Source organism: uncultured Dechloromonas sp. (assembly GCF_945957265.1).
Lineage (GTDB): Bacteria > Pseudomonadota > Gammaproteobacteria > Burkholderiales > Rhodocyclaceae > Azonexus.
On sequence record NZ_CAMFKO010000043.1, the window covers coordinates 16,591 to 33,806 of the forward strand.

Below are 17,216 nucleotides of genomic sequence, written 5' to 3' on the forward strand. Positions count from 1 at the left end.
GACTCCTGAGTTTTGGGGAATTCAACGGTCCGAATCGAGTGGACAGATACAGTTTGTGCTTCTGTCACTGTCAACAAGGTGACTTGTCGATTACATTGTTGTCAGGAAGCATGGCCAAATACGGATTCACCAAATGCACGATTGCGTCGGCAAGCGCATCGCGCAATTGCCGTTCGCAACACCCCATCAAAATTCCGTCCTCCAGCGCATCCTGGGCCATCTGGCGAAGTTCATCCAGGTTCTCATTGAGCACCTTGATTTTTTCCGTACAGGCAATGGCCTTGCCGGAAGAATCTTGCCAGCGCACCGACCCCGACGAACTCATCATCGAGTTCACTTTGTCGAATGTTGGGCCAGCGCCTGCAAAACCCGGTGCTGGTATTCCAAACTATCGAGGGTGTATGTCTTCCAATACTCGATGGAGGAATAGCCGACAGCAGCCCACCATGCCCTGCTTTGCCCTGAATCATCCAGAGAAAGCAATGAGGTTCGCTCAATGAGTTCCTTGAGCGGAAAAAACTGCATGGAAACCATCTTTTCCAAACAGTCGAGATTCACGCGAAGTAACTGGGAAAGCAAATCCAAATGGAAGTCGGGGGATGCGTTGAAAATTGCGAACGAATTGGGTACGGACATGATTTTCTCCCTGTGGCACGATCAAGGCCCATTGCCTCACGAGGAGAAGTTTGCCTGTTGGTAGCTGTCGCGCCCATAACGGGAGCATTACAACCCGGTCACTATTCCGTCAGCTTGTTGCCGTGCTGCTCACAGAGAGCGATTATTTCTTGAGTCTGGGCGCTTAGCCCCTGAAAGACTTGTTGCCTCCGCCTCTCAAATTCTGCTGCAGAAACCTGCCACTGAGAGTCATGGGGGCCGTTCAGTTCGGCAGCGACAATCCGACGCACATAAGCCAGCGCGGATGCCTTGCCTTGCGTCAGTCGCAACAGATCTGCCCTTGCCGCATCGAAGGCATCGCGATGATGGTCTCTCAGACCGGTGGTGAGCACCACAAGAATGGCAACGGCATCCTCAAACGGTCGCATTGAATTGTCTTCTTTGGACAATTTCCCCCCTGATAGTGCTTTGTTCGAACCATCCGCTATTGGATGCCAACCTTCCGCTGCTCAGCCCGCACATAGGCGGTGATATGGGCGACGTCGTCTGGCGTCACACCTTTCACGGGGGCCATGTCACCAAACTTCCAGTGATGGGCCCGCACACCGTTGGCCACGGCCAACTGGAAGGCCGCATCTGCATGATGTGACGGCTCGTAGATCTTGTGCAGCAAGGGCGGTCCCTTTTCCGATCCCTTCAAGTCGCCGCCATGACAGCCCGCACAGTGATTGGCGAACAGCGCCTTGCCCATGACGGGATTGGGCATTAGGCCGGGGCCAGGTTTGGGAATGCTCCAGCCTTGAGCCAGGGCAAGGCTGGGCAGCAGCACAAGAAGCGATGCAGGAATCCAAAACAAACGCTTGCGCCTCATTGCTCCATCCCCTGTTTCATTCGCCACTGCTTGACCAAGGCGTAGATGGCGGGGATGACCGCGAGCGTCAGCACCGTCGATGAAATCATCCCTCCAACCATCGGCGCCGCAATACGACTCATGACTTCGGAACCGGTGCCGGTACCCCACATGATGGGCAGCAGGCCGGCCATGATGGCGACGACGGTCATCATCTTCGGCCGTACCCGTTCGACGGCGCCTTCCATGATGGCCTCGTAGAGATCATGCAGCGTTGGCGCCTGGTTTTCAGTGCGGCGCTTGGCCTTTAGTTCTTCCCAAGCATGATCGAGGTAAATCAACATGATGACCCCGGTTTCCGCCGCAACCCCGGCAAGGGCGATGAAGCCGACGGCGACGGCGACGGACAGGTTGTAACCGAGCAACCACATCAACCAGACCCCGCCGACCAGCGCGAAGGGCACCGACAGCATGACGATTAGGGTTTCGGTCAGTCGCTTGAAATTCAGGTAAAGCAGCAAGAAGATGATCAACAGCGTCACCGGGACGACGATCTTCATTTTCTCGATCGCACGCTCCATGGATTCGAACTGGCCGCTCCAGGTCGCGTAGTAACCCGGTGGGAATTTGACGTTTTCTGCCACTGCCTTCTTGGCATCCGCGACATAGCCACCGATGTCGCGTTCGCGAATGTCCACGAAGATATAAGCGGAAAGCAACGCGTTTTCAGTCCGGATGCCGGGCGTTCCCTTGGCCACCTCGACGCGGGCCAATTGGCCGAGCGGAATCATTGCCCCCTCCATGGTCGGCACCAGCACCTCGCGGGCAATCTGCTGCGGATCGGAACGAAGTTCACGCGGATAGCGCACGGTGACGCCAAACCGTTCGCGCCCCTCGACGGTCGTGGTGACCATCTCGCCGCCCAAGGCCTGGCCGATGACATCCTGCAAATCGCCGACCGCCAACCCGTAGCGGGCCAACTGCGTGCGGTCCGGTTCAATGTTCAAGTAAAAACCGCCGGTAATCCGTTCCGCGAAAGCCGAGGTGGTGCCCGGAACCGTTTTGACGACCGTCTCAATTTCGCGGGCCAGCCGCTCCATCTCATTGAGATCCTTGCCGAACACCTTGATCCCGATTGGCGTCCGGATGCCGGTCGACAGCATGTCGATGCGCGCCTTGATCGGCATCGTCCAGGCGTTCGAGACGCCCGGGAACTGCAATGCCTTATCCATTTCGGCGATCAGCTTGTCGGTCGTCATGCCAGGGCGCCATTCAGACTCCGGTTTCAGATTGATCACCGTTTCGAACATCTCCGTCGGCGCCGGGTCCGTTGCCGTGTTGGCACGACCCGCCTTGCCATAAACCGAGGAGACTTCCGGGAAACTCTTGATGATTTTGTTTTGGGTCTGCAACAGTTCCGCTGCTTTGGTGATCGACATTCCGGGCAAGGAGGCCGGCATGTAGAACAACGTGCCTTCATTCAGCGTCGGCATGAACTCGGAACCCAGTTTGCTGGCCGGGTAAATCGAGACCACCAGAGCAAGCAGCGCAGCAACAATGGTGGTTTTTTTCCATTGCATGACGCCGGCGATTATCGGACGATAAGCCCAGATCAGGAAACGATTCACCGGGTTCTTCGATTCCGGCATGATTTTGCCGCGAATGAACAGCATCATCAGCACCGGCACCAAGGTCACCGAAAGCAAAGCCGCGCCCGCCATCGAGAAGGTCTTGGTGTAGGCCAAGGGCGAGAACAGACGTCCTTCCTGGGATTCCAGCGTAAAGACGGGCAGGAAGGAAACGGTGATGATGAGCAGCGAGAAGAACAGCGCGGGGCCGACCTCTTTGCAGGCCGCAATCATTGCCTCGATGCGATCCCCGTGGGTATGGTCCTCCGGCAAACGCTCGATGTGCTTATGGGCGTTTTCGATCATCACAATGGCCGCATCGATCATCGCCCCAATGGCGATGGCGATACCGCCCAGGCTCATCAGATTCGAGTTCATCCCCAGCAAGCGCATCGAAATAAAGGCAATCAGCACCCCGACCGGCAGCATTAGGATGGCCACCAAGGCACTGCGCATGTGCATCAGGAAGACGACGCAGACCAGTGCGACAATGAGACTTTCTTCCGCCAAGGTGCGCGTCAAGGTGTCAATCGCACGGTGAATCAGTTCCGAACGATCATAGACCGTCTGGATCGTCACACCCTCCGGCAGGCCTGCAGAAATCTCGCCGATCTTTTCCTTCAGGTTATGGATGACTTCCAGCGCGTTCTGCCCGTAGCGCGCCATGGCGATACCGGATACCACTTCGCCTTCACCATTCAATTCGGTGAGGCCACGCCGTTCGTCCGGCGCCAGTTCGACGCGGGCAATGTCACGGACCAGGACGGGCGTTCCCCCTTGTGACTTGACCACCAGGTTTTCAATATCAACCGTGCCACGCAGATAGCCCTTGCCACGTACCATGTATTCAGTTTCCGCCATCTCGACGACACGCCCACCGACATCGCGGTTCGACTCCCGAATGACTTTTGAAACCGCCGCCAGCGGAATGCCATAGGCGCGCAATTTCACCGGATCAACCGTGACCTGGTAGGTCTGGACAAAGCCGCCAATCGAAGCCACTTCGGCGACGCCATGCGCCTTGGTCAGTTGGTAGCGCAGATACCAGTCCTGCAGCGTGCGCAGTTCTGCCAGCGTCTTGTCCTTGGCGAGTAGCGCGTATTGATAGACCCAGCCCACGCCCGTGGCGTCCGGGCCGATCTGCGGCGTGACGCCCTTGGGCATGCGGCCAGCAGCAAAGTTAAGATATTCGAGTACCCGGGACCGCGCCCAATAAATATCCGTACCGTCTTCAAAGATGATGTAGACGAAAGAGGCTCCGAAGAATGAGAAGCCGCGCACGACCTTGGACTTCGGTACCGACAACATGGCCGTTGTCAGCGGATAGGTCACCTGATCCTCAACTACTTGCGGTGCCTGCCCGGGATATTCGGTATAGACAATGACCTGTACGTCTGAGAGATCAGGCAAGGCGTCGAGCGGCGTTTTCATGACCGCAACGACACCGCCGACAATGACGAAAAGTGTAGCCAGGAGGACGAGGAAGCGGTTGCGTCCCGACCATTCGATGATTTTGGCGAGCATGGTATCCCCTGTCAGTGGCCTGCGTGGGGATTGGCCGCCACTTTGCCAGCCATCGGTTTGATGCTGGTGACGACCCATTCACCGGGTTTGCGCTCGACAAACTCGAAGGCCACCGTCGCACCCGGTTTGAGTCCGCTCAACAGCGCCGGCGTCGCGACCTGGAACTCCATGGTCATGCCCGGCCATTTGAGGCTGGCGACCGGCCCGTGATTGAGCGTCAGCAGACCTGCCTTGGTGTCGAAACCCTCCACCGTGCCCTCGGCCTGATGCCCAACAGCTGCCGACTTGGCTGACTCCGGCTTCGGTTGGCTGCCATGGCTGGCATGGCCGAAACCGCCGACCGCCGCCTTCAGGTTACTTTCGGCGTCAATCAGGAAGTTGGCGGCAACCACCACGGGCTCGCCATCCTTGATCCCTTCGAGCACCTCAACATGGTTGTCACTGCGTTGCCCCAATTTAACCTCGCGTGGCTCGAAACGGCCTTCCTTGGCCTGGACCAGCACGATGCGGCGGGTGCCGCTGTCAATCACGGCCGAGGTCGGTACGGTGACGACCTCTCCTTTGGCCCCGACCGGCAACTCGACCTGGGCGAACATGGCCGGTTTCAGCAACTGACTGGGATTGGGCAGTTCGACTCGCACGGGTACCGTCCGCGTCTCGGCCTTCAGGGTCGGATAGACGTAGGTGATCGTCCCTTCGAACACTTTGTCCGGGTAGGCATTGATCCTGACCTTGGCTTTGGCACCGGTCTTGACCTGACCGATGTCCTGCTCGAAGACGTCAGCCACCACCCAGACCGCCGACAGGTCGGCCACCTGATAAAGCGCCTCGCCCGGCATGAAACGCATGCCCTGCAGGGCTTTCTTTTCGGTGACAATGCCGGCGACCGGTGAGCGGAAAGTCAGCGTGCGCCGTGCTTCGCCGGATTTGGCCAGCGCCTTGACCTGCTCCTCCGAAATATCCCAGTTCTTCAGACGCAACAGGCTTGAATCGGCCAGTTGCTTCATGCCGTCCCGCGCTTGGCCGCCGGCTTCCTTCAGCGACTCGACGCCTTGGGCGGCAATCGCGTATTCGCGCTGGGCGGAAACCAGTTCCGGGCTATACACCTCAAACAGCGGCTGCCCCTTGCTGACCGGCTGGCCCGTGACATTGACGTGCAGGCGTTCGACGTAGCCCTCGAACTTGGGGGAAATCGCGTAGATGCGACGCTCGTCCGGCTCGATCCGACCTGCGGCGCGGACCACCTTGTCAAGGACGCGCAATTGGGCGACTTCGGTCCTCACACCCAGTTTCTGCACCTTCTCGGTGCTGATCTTGATCTGGTTGGCCGATGCCGGTTCGTCGTCCTGTTCTCCCTCATAGACCGCAATGTAATCCATCCCCATCGGGTCTTTCTTGGGCAGCGGCGAAGTGTCGGGCAGCCCCATCGGGTTACGGTAGAAGAGCAGTTTTTTTTCTTTCTTGGCCGGTTCGGCTGGCGCGCTGGCGACCTGTGCCGCATCGCCATGGGAGGCGCCGCCACGTCCGCCCAGCCAGTAACCACTACCGGCGGCCACGGCAACCGCAATAACGCCGATGGTCAGTCCCGCACCCTTGTTCATAGATCTTCCCCTAAAAGACGTTCGATTTCGGCCAGACGCATCTGGGCGTCGACTTGGGCCTTAAGCTGGTTTTGTCTGGCCTGCCGGATTTGGCGTTGGGCATCGAGCAAGGTGGCAAAATCCACCTTGCCGGTCTCGTAGCCGGCCAGCGCCGCCTTGAAGGTCAGTTCGGCCTGCGGCAGCAGGCTGTTGGTCAGCAGGTTTTCCGTGCGACGGGCGGCTTCGATACCAGCCAGGGCCTCGGCCAGTTCGGCGGAGACTTGGTTGGTAGTGGCTTCCTTGCGCGAGCGGGCGGCATTGAGCATCGATTCCGATTCTCGCTCCTGCGCCCGGCGCGAAGACTGCTGCAGCGGGATATTCAGCTCGACCATCAACTCCCATTCCTTGATGGCGCTCTGGTACTGGATGGGGGATACGCCCAGCGTAAAATCGGGATAGCGGTTTTTGTAGGTCAGGTCGCGGGATTTCTCGGCGGCCTTGATTTTCGATTCGTCGGCGAACAGTTGCGGGTTGCGGGTTCGCACGCGCTCTTCCAACGTGGCGTAATCCAGCGCCACGGGAGTCGGCAGCTTGCGCAACTGCGCTGGTTCCTGCAAGGGCGCATTGCTTGGGCGGGCCAGCAAGGCATTCAGCCGGGCATGCAGGTGGTGCTGTTCGGTTTCCAGCGCAATCAATTCGTTGCGCATGTTGGTCTGCTCAACCTGGGCGCGGATAACATCCTGCTGCGCCGCCAGGCCGCCGGAATAACGAACCTGGGCGACTTTTTCCAGGCGGGTCATCAGGTCGAGGATTTCCCGGGTCAATTGCTCGTTGCGATGCACGTAATAAAGCTGAGCGAAATTGACTTTGATCCGCCCGGCCACATCGGCCCATGTGCCCAACGCACGTCCCTTGGCGCCGTCGGCTTCAAGCTCGGCGATTTCGCGCTTCAGGTCACGCTTGCCGAACCAGGGTATGTCCTGCATCAGCAAGTAACGGGTGCTGCCGACGCGATTTGGGGCTAGCGTGGCACTCTGTTCGCCCATCCGCGTTATGTCACGCAACTCGGTCCGAAACTTCGGGTCGGGCAAGGCACCGGCCGGCGTCACCCGCTCGCCTGACGCTTCGGCCTCGGCCTGCATCGCGGCGTACTCCGGATTGCGTGTCTTGGCATAATTGATCAGGCTGTCCACGTTCGCACCAAGGGCGGCGTCTTGGGCAAGCACGGGCGACCCAAAGGCGGTGGCAAGCGCCAGGATCAAAATGGGTAACGGCCTGAGTCGGCGCATGCGACCTCCCTGCAATATTTGTTTTTATGAAGCATGCTGACAGCGAGAGGTAAGCACCGTCTCGCCGTCAGTCGATTGGGTTATTTGGCGGGTTCGAAATGGACGACGGTGATGGCACCATTCACGTTTTCGGCCATGAAGCGAATCTTATCGCCGGTTTTCATCTGGTCCAACCAGGCGACATTGGAAACCTTGAGTACCATGGTCATCGCCGGCATGTTCAGGTTGGTCAGTGGGCCATGCGACAAGGTTACTTTGCCGGCTGCCTTGTCCACTTTCTTGACCTGAGCGTCGATCATCTGCATTTCAGCAGACGCGGCGCTCGGCGAGGCCATGGCATGCCCGGCATGGTCGCTTGCAGCTTGGGCAGAAACGGCGCCGAGGGTGGAAAAGGCGATCAGTGAGGCGGTGATAAGTGCTTTCATGAGTTTCTCCTGTTTGGGGGATCAATGTTTGGCAAAGATGCTGGTTTCGCCACCGGCCTGGACCAGCATCGTGTTGTAGGGGACGGGTCTCGGGCTTTCCATGCCCGGCGATCCTGGCGGCATCGACGGCACCGCGATGCCGAGGGCTTTCGGTTTTTCCTTGAGCAGACGCTGGATGTCGGCAACCGGCACATGGCCTTCGACCACATAGCCGGCCACCTTGGCGGTGTGGCAGGAGCCCAGCCGATCGGGCATCCCCAATTGTTTGCGGGCCGCCGGGACGTCCATGACGTTGTGCGAGCGGACCTCGAAGCCCGCATTTTTCAGATGATCGACCCACTTGCCGCAGCAACCGCAATTCGGGCTCTTGTAAACATCCACCATTTCGCCGGCCGCCACGGCAGTGGAAAGGCCGGCGCCGAGGACGGCGCTCAAAGCAAGAACAAGAAAGGGGTTACGCATGGCGAAGCTCCTGTGTCAGTCGAGTGGCGTCAGTATGGATAGCCGACGCCAACAATTTGCTGTCCGTCGGATTACATTTTTGTAATCTTTATGGGGTTAATGTTTGTGCGCTCCGTGGTCATGGCTGTGCGCATTTTTGCCCTTGGCCACCGGCTTTTCCTCGACCGGGGCTGCTGGTGCCTCTTCGTGGCCTTCCAGTCCGCCATGGGAATGACCGTCACTGGCTGCCACCAGTTGCTCGTAGGCGGTCGCCGACAGCAAAGGCATCTTTTGCAGGAAGGCCGTCAGGTCCCAAATGGCCTCATCCTCCATGCCGCCCTTCGACCAGGCCGGCATACCGGAAGCCTTGATGCCGTGCTTAATGATCCAGAAATCGCGGGCAGCGTCACGTGACGATGGCGCCGCCGGTTTTTCGGAAAGATTGGGGGGAGTCGGATACAACCCCTTGCGAATCTCCGAATCTGGCGCTTCCGGAGACAAATGGCAATTGACGCACATTGCAGCATAGTTGCCGGCCCCGCGTCGCACGCGCTCGGGATCGGCAAGATCAGCCGGGATCTGGATTTCACCCGTACGGCTGGCAATGGCCCTTTCGCGGGCAAACGTCAGCGCCTGGTAGGTGAATGAACTGTGGGGGGTGTCGGCACCGACATCGACGACGCCGGCCACGACGACGATCCCAGCCGTTGCCGCGCCCAAGCCGATGGTAGCCAGAGCGCCCAAGAGTAGTTTGTTCATGATAAATCTCCTGCGATATGGGTGTGATTTCAGTGTTGGCCGTGGCTGCCAGGCTTCCTGACCACGACCTCCTGGGATTGCGCTTTGCCCGCTGGGCGCATCGCGCCCTTGCCGGCATCGTGGCTGCGGGTTGCGGCCGCCACCGGTCCGGTCCATTCATAGGCTTGGGTGTTTTTTGGCTGTTTGTACCATCCCGGATCGCGATAGTCGCCTGGTTTCTGGTCGCGACGGACCTTGAGGACGGAGAACATGCCCCCCATTTCAACCGCTCCATAAGGGCCTTGGCCGGTCATCATCGGCAGCGTGTTGTCGGGGATGGGCATTTCCATCTCGCCCATGTCGGCCATCCCGCGTTCCCCCATCACCATGTAGTCGGGTATCAAATCCGTGATCTGCTTGACGACGCCTCGGTGATCAACGCCAATCATGGTCGGCACGTCGTGCCCCATGGCGTTCATCGTGTGATGGCTCTTGTGGCAATGGAAAGCCCAGTCGCCTTCTTCGTCAGCGAGAAAGTCAAGCTGCCGCATCTGGCCAACCGCCACGTCGGTGGTCACCTCGGGCCAACGCGAGCCGATTGGCGTCGGACCGCCATCGGTGCCACTGACAACAAATTCGTGTCCGTGCAGGTGCATGGGATGATTGGTCATGGTCAGATTGCCGATCCGGATGCGGACTTTGTCCCCCTTGCGGACGTTGAGCGAGTCGATACCGGGGAATGACCTGCTATTCCAGGTCCAGAGGTTGAAATCGAGCATCGTGTTGACCTTGGGCGTGTAGCTGCCGGGGTCGATATCGTAGGCATTCAACAGGAAGCAAAAGTCGCGGTCGACGGTCTCGATAAGCGGGTGGCGGTCTTTCGGGTGGGTCACCCAGAATCCCATCATGCCCATCGCCATCTGCGTCATCTCGTCGGCGTGCGGGTGATACATGAAGGTACCCGGGCGACGCGCGACGAACTCGTAGACGAAGGTCTTGCCGACCGGAATCTGCTTTTGGTTGAGACCGCCCACGCCATCCATGCCGCTGGGCAGGCGCTGGCCGTGCCAGTGAATGGTCGTGTGCTCCGGCAGCCGGTTGGTCACAAAGATGCGTACCCGGTCGCCCTCGACCACCTCGATGGTCGGGCCGGGGCTTTGTCCGTTGTAACCCCACAGGTGAGCCTTCATGCCGGGAGCGATTTCGCGGACAACCGGTTCTGCAACCAAATGAAACTCCTTGACGCCGTTGTTCATGCGCCAAGGCAGAGTCCAGCCGTTAAGGGTGACGACCGGATTGTAGGGACGTCCGTTGGGCGGAGTCAGTGGAGATGCCGTGTCCGGGTTGTCCATGGACACCAGTTCGGGCAACGCGGCAAGCGCGACGGAACTGACAGAGGCAGCCGCCACGGCACCGCCAGCCATGCCAAGGTTTTTGAAAAAATCGCGACGTGTGGTCATGATGGATGTCCCCTTAATGGTCGGCGCGGCCGGTGGCCGCAATGGTGGCTCGGGCCGAAGCATTCAAAGACGGCTTGCCGATCATCGCCATTTCCAAATCACCGCGAGCGATCCAGAAATCGCGCAAGGTTTCGATATAGCTGTTGACGCTACCGATCTGCGTCCGGGCATCAGCGAGCAAGTCGAAAACGCCAATCAGCATGCCGTTGTAGCGGAGCATGTTCTCGTCCGAAATCCGCTTGTTGAGGGGGACCACCTCGTCACGGTAATGGCGGGCAATGTCGTAATTGGTTCGGTAGGCGTGATAGGCCTCACGAACCTCCGAGCGGGCATTGATTGCCGATTCGCCGGCACGCTCCACCGCCTGCATGTAAATCGATTCAGCCTTGGCCACCTTGGAACCACCCCAATCGAAAATCGGCAATTCGAAGCTGATTTCGTAGCCTTTCTTGTAGCCGCTGTCGCGTGCGCCTTCGAGCACCCGGGCCGGGCCGACTTCGAGAACGTTGATGAAACGGGTCGCCTTGGACAGGCCAAGATTCTTCGCCAGCGCCTCGGTTTCGAGGCGGATTGCCTGCAGATCGAGGCGTTGGTCGAGCGCCGCCTGCTCGACACCCGGCAACTCGTCGACCGTCTTGGGCAAATCGGGGAGTCGTTCGGGCAAGCGAATGGCATTGCGATCAGGCAGGCCCAGCACGCGAGCAAGGCGTTCGCGTGCCGCGATTGCCGACTGCTCCGATCTGGCCAGGTTCAAAGCCGCATCGGCATAGAACGCTTGCTCGCGAGTCTGGCGCAGTTTGCTGAAATTGCCCACCAACGCCATGCGCCGGGCCAGTTCGGCACCTGCCTCGGCGGCCTGCCTGACTTTACGCAGGTAACGCACGGACTCCTCGGCAGCCAGCGCCGTGTAATAAGCTTGGCGGGCCTCAGCGGCCAGGCGGGCCACATCGATCACCGCCAGTTGCTGCGCCTGGGCGAATTTGCGTTTCTCCACCTCGACCGCCAGCGGCATGGTGATCAGGGCGAAGATGTTGAAGGTCAGCGCCTGTTCAATCTTGTATTCACGGATGCCGTTCTCAGGTTTGCTGGCACGCAACATCGAGAAATGAGGATTGGGCAAGCGTCCCGCCTGTACCAGTTCGGCCTCGCCGATCCCCAGGTCGAAAAACGCCGCCTGCAAGCCGCGATTGTTGTAGAGCGCAAGCTGAATCGCGTCATCCGCCGTTAGCGGATTGGCGAGCAGTTCGCCGACCCGGGCCTGCAGTGTCGAGCGCTCCGCATCGCTGCGCGCCCATTGGACGTCCTTGTCCAGACGCTCGCGGGTCGTTTGCTCGACACGGCCGAATCCGCCATCGTCCGAAAACGTGGCACAACCGGCCAAACCGAGAATTCCGACGGTGGCGACAAGCAGTTTTCCGCGACGCATCGGCAACAAAGAGAGAGCGGACGTCATGGCTTATCTCCGGTCGCCTGTGGGGTGCGTTCAGCAGGGTTTCCGTGCTCATGGGCTGGCTCTCCAGCCGCTTGGCCGGTTTCAAGATGCCCGATGTGTCCGCGCAGGCGACCCATCTCGCCATTGACCTGACGCCAGTCATGCAGCGTCTCATCCTGGAACGGTTTGTAATCCGCGAAAGCCGATTGGTAGGATGTTTCGGGTATCGGTTCCTTGGGCGGATGGGAATCGGCCCAGGCGGGTGTCGCGGCGAGCGCGACCGTTAACGCCATGATTTTCATGATGCCTCCATTGGGAATATGCGGAGTCTTTTGCCCCGATGATCGACATCATGCTTTCGCCAAACCAACATCTTGCTGACTTGCGGATTACATTTTCGTAATCTAGGCAATTGGCCTTTAAAAGCGACGGAAAATGCGCCATCAATAGCCAATGATTGGTGGAGAGAACAATGAAAATTCTTGTGGTGGAAGACGAAACCAAAACCGGCACCTACCTCAAACAGGGGTTGGTCGAGGCGGGCTTCGTCGTGGATTTGGCCGTCAACGGCCTCGACGGACTGCATCTGGCGCTGACCGATGCCTATGATCTGGCGATCCTCGACGTCATGCTCCCGGGTATCGACGGCTGGCAGGTGCTGCAAGGCATTCGCCGGGCCGGCAAGGAAATGCCCGTGCTGTTTCTGACAGCACGCGACCAGGTCGAGGATCGGGTCAAGGGACTGGAGTTGGGCGCCGACGACTACCTGGTGAAGCCCTTTGCCTTCTCCGAACTGTTGGCGCGAGTCCGGACCCTGCTGCGGCGGGGCGGTAAGGCGAAGGAGTCCGAGTTCCTGCGTGCCGCCGACCTCGAGCTCGACCTGCTGCGCCGCCGGGTCAATCGTGCCGGCAAACGCATCGACCTGACCGCCAAGGAATTTGCCTTGCTCGAACTGTTGCTCCGCCGTCAGGGTGAGGTGTTGCCACGCTCATTGATAGCTTCCCAAGTCTGGGACATGAATTTCGACAGCGACACCAACGTCATAGAGGTCGCGATTAAGCGCCTGCGGGTCAAGATCGACGAAGGATACGAACCCAAATTGATTCGTACCGTGCGTGGCATGGGCTATGTTTTGGAGATTATTGATTGACCCCAACCCGCAGTCCCTCACTGACGCTTCGCCTGACCCTGCTGTTTGCGCTGGCCTCGGCCTTTGTGCTGTTCCTACTTGGCCTGCTTATTGGCAATGCGGTTGAACGCCACTTTGAAGAGCAGGATTTGGATGTGTTGAATGGAAAAATGCAGTTGGCGAGGCATATCCTGGAACGAGATCCGGGTAGTCAGCCGAAAGAGACGCTGACCCAACAATTGGACGATGCGCTGACGGGGCACCACGGGTTGATCGTTGTTGTCTATGACCAGAATGGCAAAACGCTGTATGCCAACGAATCCATGGACTTTCCGCAAGACCTACTAAGCATTGGCGCGACACCAAGGCGCGAGCAGCCCGTCAAATGGAACAGCAAAAACGACCAGCCATGGCGGGGGATTTCCTCGATGGTCAAGCTAGGCTCCGATGGCGACGGTAGTTACACCGTGGCAATTGCCACAGAAATCACCCATCACGAGCACTTCATGGAATCTTTCCGGCAGACCTTGTGGGGGTTCATGAGCATGGCAACCCTGGCGATGGGATTGCTCGGCTGGTTTGTCGTCCGGCGCGGCCTATTGCCGTTGCTGGCCATTAAGCGCCAGGCTGCCGAGATTACTGCCAATCGCCTGCATACCCGCTTGCCGGTCGAAGCCATCCCACGCGAATTGGCTGATCTGGCTGACACACTGAATGGCATGCTTTCGCGCTTGGAAGAATCCTTTCAGCGGTTGTCGGATTTTTCCTCGGACCTTGCTCACGAATTGCGAACGCCAGTCAGCAATCTGCTGACCCAGACCCAGGTCACGCTCTCGAAAGCGCGCTCGGCGGATGATTATCGGGACATCCTGGCGTCGAACGCAGAAGAATTCGAGCGCTTGTCGCGAACCATTTCCGACATGCTGTTCCTGGCCAAGGCTGACCACAACCAGATCGTGCCCAACCAGGAGCCGATCGATCTGGCCGAGGAAATCGGCGATCTACTGGAGTATTACGACGTGCTGGCCGAAGAGAAGGCGATTGCTTTGTCGCTCTCCGGTAGTGGTCAAATAGTCGGCGACCGACTGATGCTACGACGTGCTGTCAGCAATCTGCTTTCCAATGCATTGCGCCATACGCCAAATGGCGGGGTAGTCACCGTACAAATCAACGAAACTGATGATGGAATGACGCATATTGCCGTCGAGAACACCGGAAGCGAGATTCCGGCAGAACATCTGCCTCGGCTATTCGACCGGTTTTATCGGGTCGATAGCTCGCGGCAGCGGACCACGGAAAGTTCAGGACTCGGACTGGCCATTACGCGATCCATTGTTCTTGCGCATGGCGGTGGGGTTGATGTTTGTTCAGCCAATGGATTGACTTGCTTTACGCTGTCGCTACCCACTTCTTCTTTGCGCTGACTTGTCGTTTTTGGCTGCGGACAGGGACAGAGCATTCCTAGTGCCACAGTGCGAATCCGGCCATGCCCCAACTCAGACATTTACCTTCCGGGCCATACACACTGACCGACTTACTTCTAGTTTGGTCGATGATCCTCGTAGTGTTCGTCGGCTTCTGGCTTCTCAAGCGATATCTAAAAAAAGCGCAGAAGAAACAGTCCTACACGAAACGTCTCAAAGATCGTTTACAAAATGGCAAGAAACGTTACAAACAATAAGTCTTATGAATCGGCCGGGCACCGTGCAATGCGAATGTGCCTTGCAGCAATTCGGGCAAAACTTAGTACCCGGGGAGAGGTTCGCATTGCAGTCCACACAATTGCTGGGCACCAAGGCTGTGCCGCATTGGGCGCAGTAGCGTCCCCCCAGGGTTGGTCGCTGAGCCGCACTTCGGGCATGGGGGGCCACCGGTAGCGCTATTGGTGGGGGGGCTGAATTTGAGGGGTAACTGTTTCCCCAGCCATGATGACCGCTGCTATCACGACCATGATGACCTCCACCATGCGAACCGGCGACTCCTCGCAAGAGTTTTTCAAAAAATCCCATAACAGCCTCCGTATTTGAGTGGAAGAATGGGTGACCGACGGTTTATGCCGAATCCGGCACGGAGCCCCCGGTCACGAACGGAAGACGCTAGGCTTCAGATGGCTCGTCTATCGATTTCGTGAAGTCCTCCTCGTCGGCATCTTTGCCGTGAGCAAGGCGATATAGAAGCGGCAACACAAGAAGCGTCAGCGCCGTCGACGACAAGATTCCCCCAATCACCACGGTGGCAAGCGGGCGTTGGACTTCCGCACCGGTACCTGTAGCAATCGCCATGGGGACAAAACCGAGCGAGGCGACCAATGCGGTCATCAGCACAGGGCGCAATCGAGTCAGAGCCCCTTCGTGAATGGCATCATCTAGAGTGCGCCCTTCTTCACGTAAATTACGGATGAAGGAAATCATCACCAGGCCGTTCAGCACCGCCACGCCGGACAAGGCGATAAAGCCGATGCCTGCCGAAATCGAGAGCGGAATGTCCCTTAGCCAGAGTGCGACAACGCCGCCTGTCAGCGCAAACGGAATGCCGGTAAACACCAGCAGTCCATCTTTCACGTTCCCGAACATCGCGAACAGCAGCGTGAATACCAAAAGCAAGGCCACGGGCACCACGATCTTGAGACGCTGCGAGGCCGATTCCAGTTGCTCGAAAGTTCCGCCCCAGGCGGTCCAGTAGCCGCTTGGAATCTTGACCTCGGCTAGACGGCTCTGAGCCTCGCCAACAAAGGAGCCGATATCTCGTCCCCGAACATTGGCACTAACAACAATCCGACGCTTACCGTTTTCCCGACTGACCTGGTTCGGACCCGGTGCAATCTCAAGACTGGCGACTTCCCCCAATGGGATATAGGTCGTACGTACATCAACCCCATTTCCGGCAGAAGCCCCCTTCGGCAAAGCTATCGGCAAACGCTTTAGTGATTCGAGATCAGAACGAAGGTTATCCGGCAATCGCACGACAATATCGAAGCGTCGGTCACCTTCAAACATGGTTCCTGCTTCTCGACCACCAATCGCTGTCGAGATTGCATCCTGGACATCACCAATATTGAGTCCATAGCGCGCCGTTTTCTCCCGGTCAATATTCACGGTCAGCATAGGTAAGCCCGTCGTCTGCTCTATCTTGACCTCGGAAGCGCCCGGAATTTTCTCCAATACAGCAGAAATCTTGCTGGCCGTATCGTTCATCACATCCATGTCGTCACCAAATATTTTGATGGCAACATCGCTGCGTACCCCTGAGATCAACTCATTGAAACGCAACTGGATCGGCTGGGAAAACTCATAGGTATTCCCCGGCAGTCTTCCAACGGTCTTTTGGATAGCTGTCAGCAGTTCATCCCGTGATTTCCGTGGCTCCGGCCATTCCGCTTCAGGTTTCAACATGATGTAGCCGTCCGAAATATTGGGAGGCATCGGATCTGAGGCGATTTCGGCCGTTCCCGTTCTCGCGAAAATCCTGTCGATTTCCGGATACTCCGCCTTGAGCCCCTTTTCCAACTGTTGCTGCATGGCTACTGACTGCGAAAGACTGGTTCCTGGAATACGCAGTGCCTGAATCGCGAAGTCGCCTTCATTCAGGCTCGGTACGAACTCACTCCCCATGCGCGTAGCGACCAAGCCAGAGAGAAGAACCATCACCGTCGTGAAGACCAGGACTACCGGCTTGTTCGCCATGACACCAGCCAGAACGGGCTCATACCAGCGCTTGGCTGCCCGCATCAGGAAGTTTTCCTTTTCATCCACCTTTTCACCGATAAACAGTGCGACTGCTGCGGGAATAAAGGTGACGGAGAGGATCATGGCACCTACGAGCGCGGTGACCACGGTGAAAGCCATAGGGTGGAACATTTTTCCTTCAACCCCGGTGAGCGCGAAGATCGGCAAATAGACGATCATGATAATGAGTTGACCGAATAGCAGCGCTCGGCGAGCCTCTTTGGAAGCGGCAAAGACTTCGTGGAAGCGCTCGGTCCGGGTCAATGGTCGCCCGTGATGTGCCTGGGCGTGGGCCAAACGGCGAACACAGTTCTCCACAATGACGACTGCACCATCGATGATGATCCCGAAGTCAAGAGCGCCGAGGCTCATCAGGTTGG

Annotated in this window: 17 protein-coding genes; 2 read left to right on the forward strand and 15 right to left on the reverse strand. The window is 58.2% G+C overall.

The genetic code is table 11. The features are described from left to right. Positions 1 to 70: 70 nt before the first annotated feature. The 13 genes from Q0P59_RS17440 to Q0P59_RS17500 form a co-directional block, all read right to left on the reverse strand. A complete protein-coding gene (locus tag Q0P59_RS17440) occupies positions 71 to 328 on the reverse strand; it encodes a hypothetical protein (RefSeq protein WP_295008768.1) in 258 nt (85 codons plus the stop codon). Between the two features lie 5 nt (positions 329 to 333). Next, positions 334 to 636, reverse strand: coding sequence for a hypothetical protein (locus Q0P59_RS17445; protein ID WP_295008769.1), 303 nt, complete (start codon positions 634 to 636; stop codon positions 334 to 336). A 101-nt stretch (positions 637 to 737) separates the two neighbouring features. Continuing rightward, the gene (locus tag Q0P59_RS17450) at positions 738 to 1,064 is read right to left on the reverse strand and encodes a hypothetical protein (RefSeq protein ID WP_157870639.1); all 327 of its coding nucleotides are present in this window, start codon (positions 1,062 to 1,064) and stop codon (positions 738 to 740) included. Positions 1,065 to 1,099: 35 nt separating this feature from the next. Continuing rightward, positions 1,100 to 1,486: a cytochrome c gene (locus Q0P59_RS17455; protein ID WP_014237665.1), complete on the reverse strand. Its 387-nt coding sequence runs from the start codon at positions 1,484 to 1,486 to the stop codon at positions 1,100 to 1,102. After that, complete coding sequence (locus tag Q0P59_RS17460; RefSeq protein ID WP_014237666.1) at positions 1,483 to 4,617, reverse strand: efflux RND transporter permease subunit; 3,135 nt, start codon at positions 4,615 to 4,617, stop codon at positions 1,483 to 1,485. Before Q0P59_RS17460 ends, Q0P59_RS17455 begins: the two co-directional genes overlap by 4 nt. Positions 4,618 to 4,628: 11 nt before the next feature. After that, positions 4,629 to 6,218 carry an efflux RND transporter periplasmic adaptor subunit gene (locus Q0P59_RS17465; protein ID WP_295008775.1) on the reverse strand — a complete coding sequence of 530 codons (1,590 nt, stop codon included), beginning with the start codon at positions 6,216 to 6,218 and terminating at the stop codon, positions 4,629 to 4,631. After that, positions 6,215 to 7,459, reverse strand: coding sequence for a TolC family protein (locus Q0P59_RS17470; RefSeq protein WP_295008777.1), 1,245 nt, complete (start codon positions 7,457 to 7,459; stop codon positions 6,215 to 6,217). The genes Q0P59_RS17465 and Q0P59_RS17470 overlap by 4 nt, the downstream gene beginning before the upstream one ends. A 107-nt stretch (positions 7,460 to 7,566) precedes the next feature. Continuing rightward, on the reverse strand, positions 7,567 to 7,911 hold the full coding sequence (locus tag Q0P59_RS17475; RefSeq protein ID WP_027458831.1) for a copper-binding protein: 345 nt from the start codon (positions 7,909 to 7,911) through the stop codon (positions 7,567 to 7,569). Between the two features lie 21 nt (positions 7,912 to 7,932). Next, positions 7,933 to 8,373, reverse strand: a complete 441-nt coding sequence (locus tag Q0P59_RS17480; RefSeq protein WP_295008780.1) for a DUF411 domain-containing protein — start codon at positions 8,371 to 8,373, stop codon at positions 7,933 to 7,935. Between the two features lie 96 nt (positions 8,374 to 8,469). Next, positions 8,470 to 9,111, reverse strand: coding sequence for a cytochrome c (locus Q0P59_RS17485; protein WP_274739099.1), 642 nt, complete (start codon positions 9,109 to 9,111; stop codon positions 8,470 to 8,472). Positions 9,112 to 9,140: 29 nt separating this feature from the next. Further along, complete coding sequence (locus tag Q0P59_RS17490; RefSeq protein ID WP_295008783.1) at positions 9,141 to 10,550, reverse strand: copper oxidase; 1,410 nt, start codon at positions 10,548 to 10,550, stop codon at positions 9,141 to 9,143. Between the two features lie 13 nt (positions 10,551 to 10,563). Further along, the gene (locus tag Q0P59_RS17495) at positions 10,564 to 12,003 is read right to left on the reverse strand and encodes a TolC family protein (protein ID WP_226444032.1); all 1,440 of its coding nucleotides are present in this window, start codon (positions 12,001 to 12,003) and stop codon (positions 10,564 to 10,566) included. After that, positions 12,000 to 12,284: a hypothetical protein gene (locus Q0P59_RS17500; RefSeq protein WP_153150882.1), complete on the reverse strand. Its 285-nt coding sequence runs from the start codon at positions 12,282 to 12,284 to the stop codon at positions 12,000 to 12,002. Before Q0P59_RS17500 ends, Q0P59_RS17495 begins: the two co-directional genes overlap by 4 nt. 170 nt (positions 12,285 to 12,454) lie before the next feature. On the opposite strand from Q0P59_RS17500, the gene Q0P59_RS17505 reads away from it, so the two are divergent. Continuing rightward, complete coding sequence (locus Q0P59_RS17505; RefSeq protein ID WP_295008786.1) at positions 12,455 to 13,132, forward strand: heavy metal response regulator transcription factor; 678 nt, start codon at positions 12,455 to 12,457, stop codon at positions 13,130 to 13,132. Continuing rightward, on the forward strand, positions 13,129 to 14,535 hold the full coding sequence (locus tag Q0P59_RS17510; RefSeq protein WP_295008789.1) for a heavy metal sensor histidine kinase: 1,407 nt from the start codon (positions 13,129 to 13,131) through the stop codon (positions 14,533 to 14,535). Before Q0P59_RS17505 ends, Q0P59_RS17510 begins: the two co-directional genes overlap by 4 nt. A 213-nt stretch (positions 14,536 to 14,748) precedes the next feature. Here Q0P59_RS17510 and Q0P59_RS19700 read toward each other — a convergent pair whose 3' ends face one another. Both Q0P59_RS19700 and Q0P59_RS17515 read right to left on the reverse strand, forming a co-directional pair. After that, a complete protein-coding gene (locus Q0P59_RS19700; protein ID WP_153150877.1) occupies positions 14,749 to 15,120 on the reverse strand; it encodes a zinc ribbon domain-containing protein in 372 nt (123 codons plus the stop codon). An 87-nt stretch (positions 15,121 to 15,207) separates the two neighbouring features. Further along, the coding region (locus Q0P59_RS17515) for a CusA/CzcA family heavy metal efflux RND transporter (RefSeq protein ID WP_295008791.1) at positions 15,208 to 17,216 on the reverse strand (2,009 nt) is incomplete at its 5' end.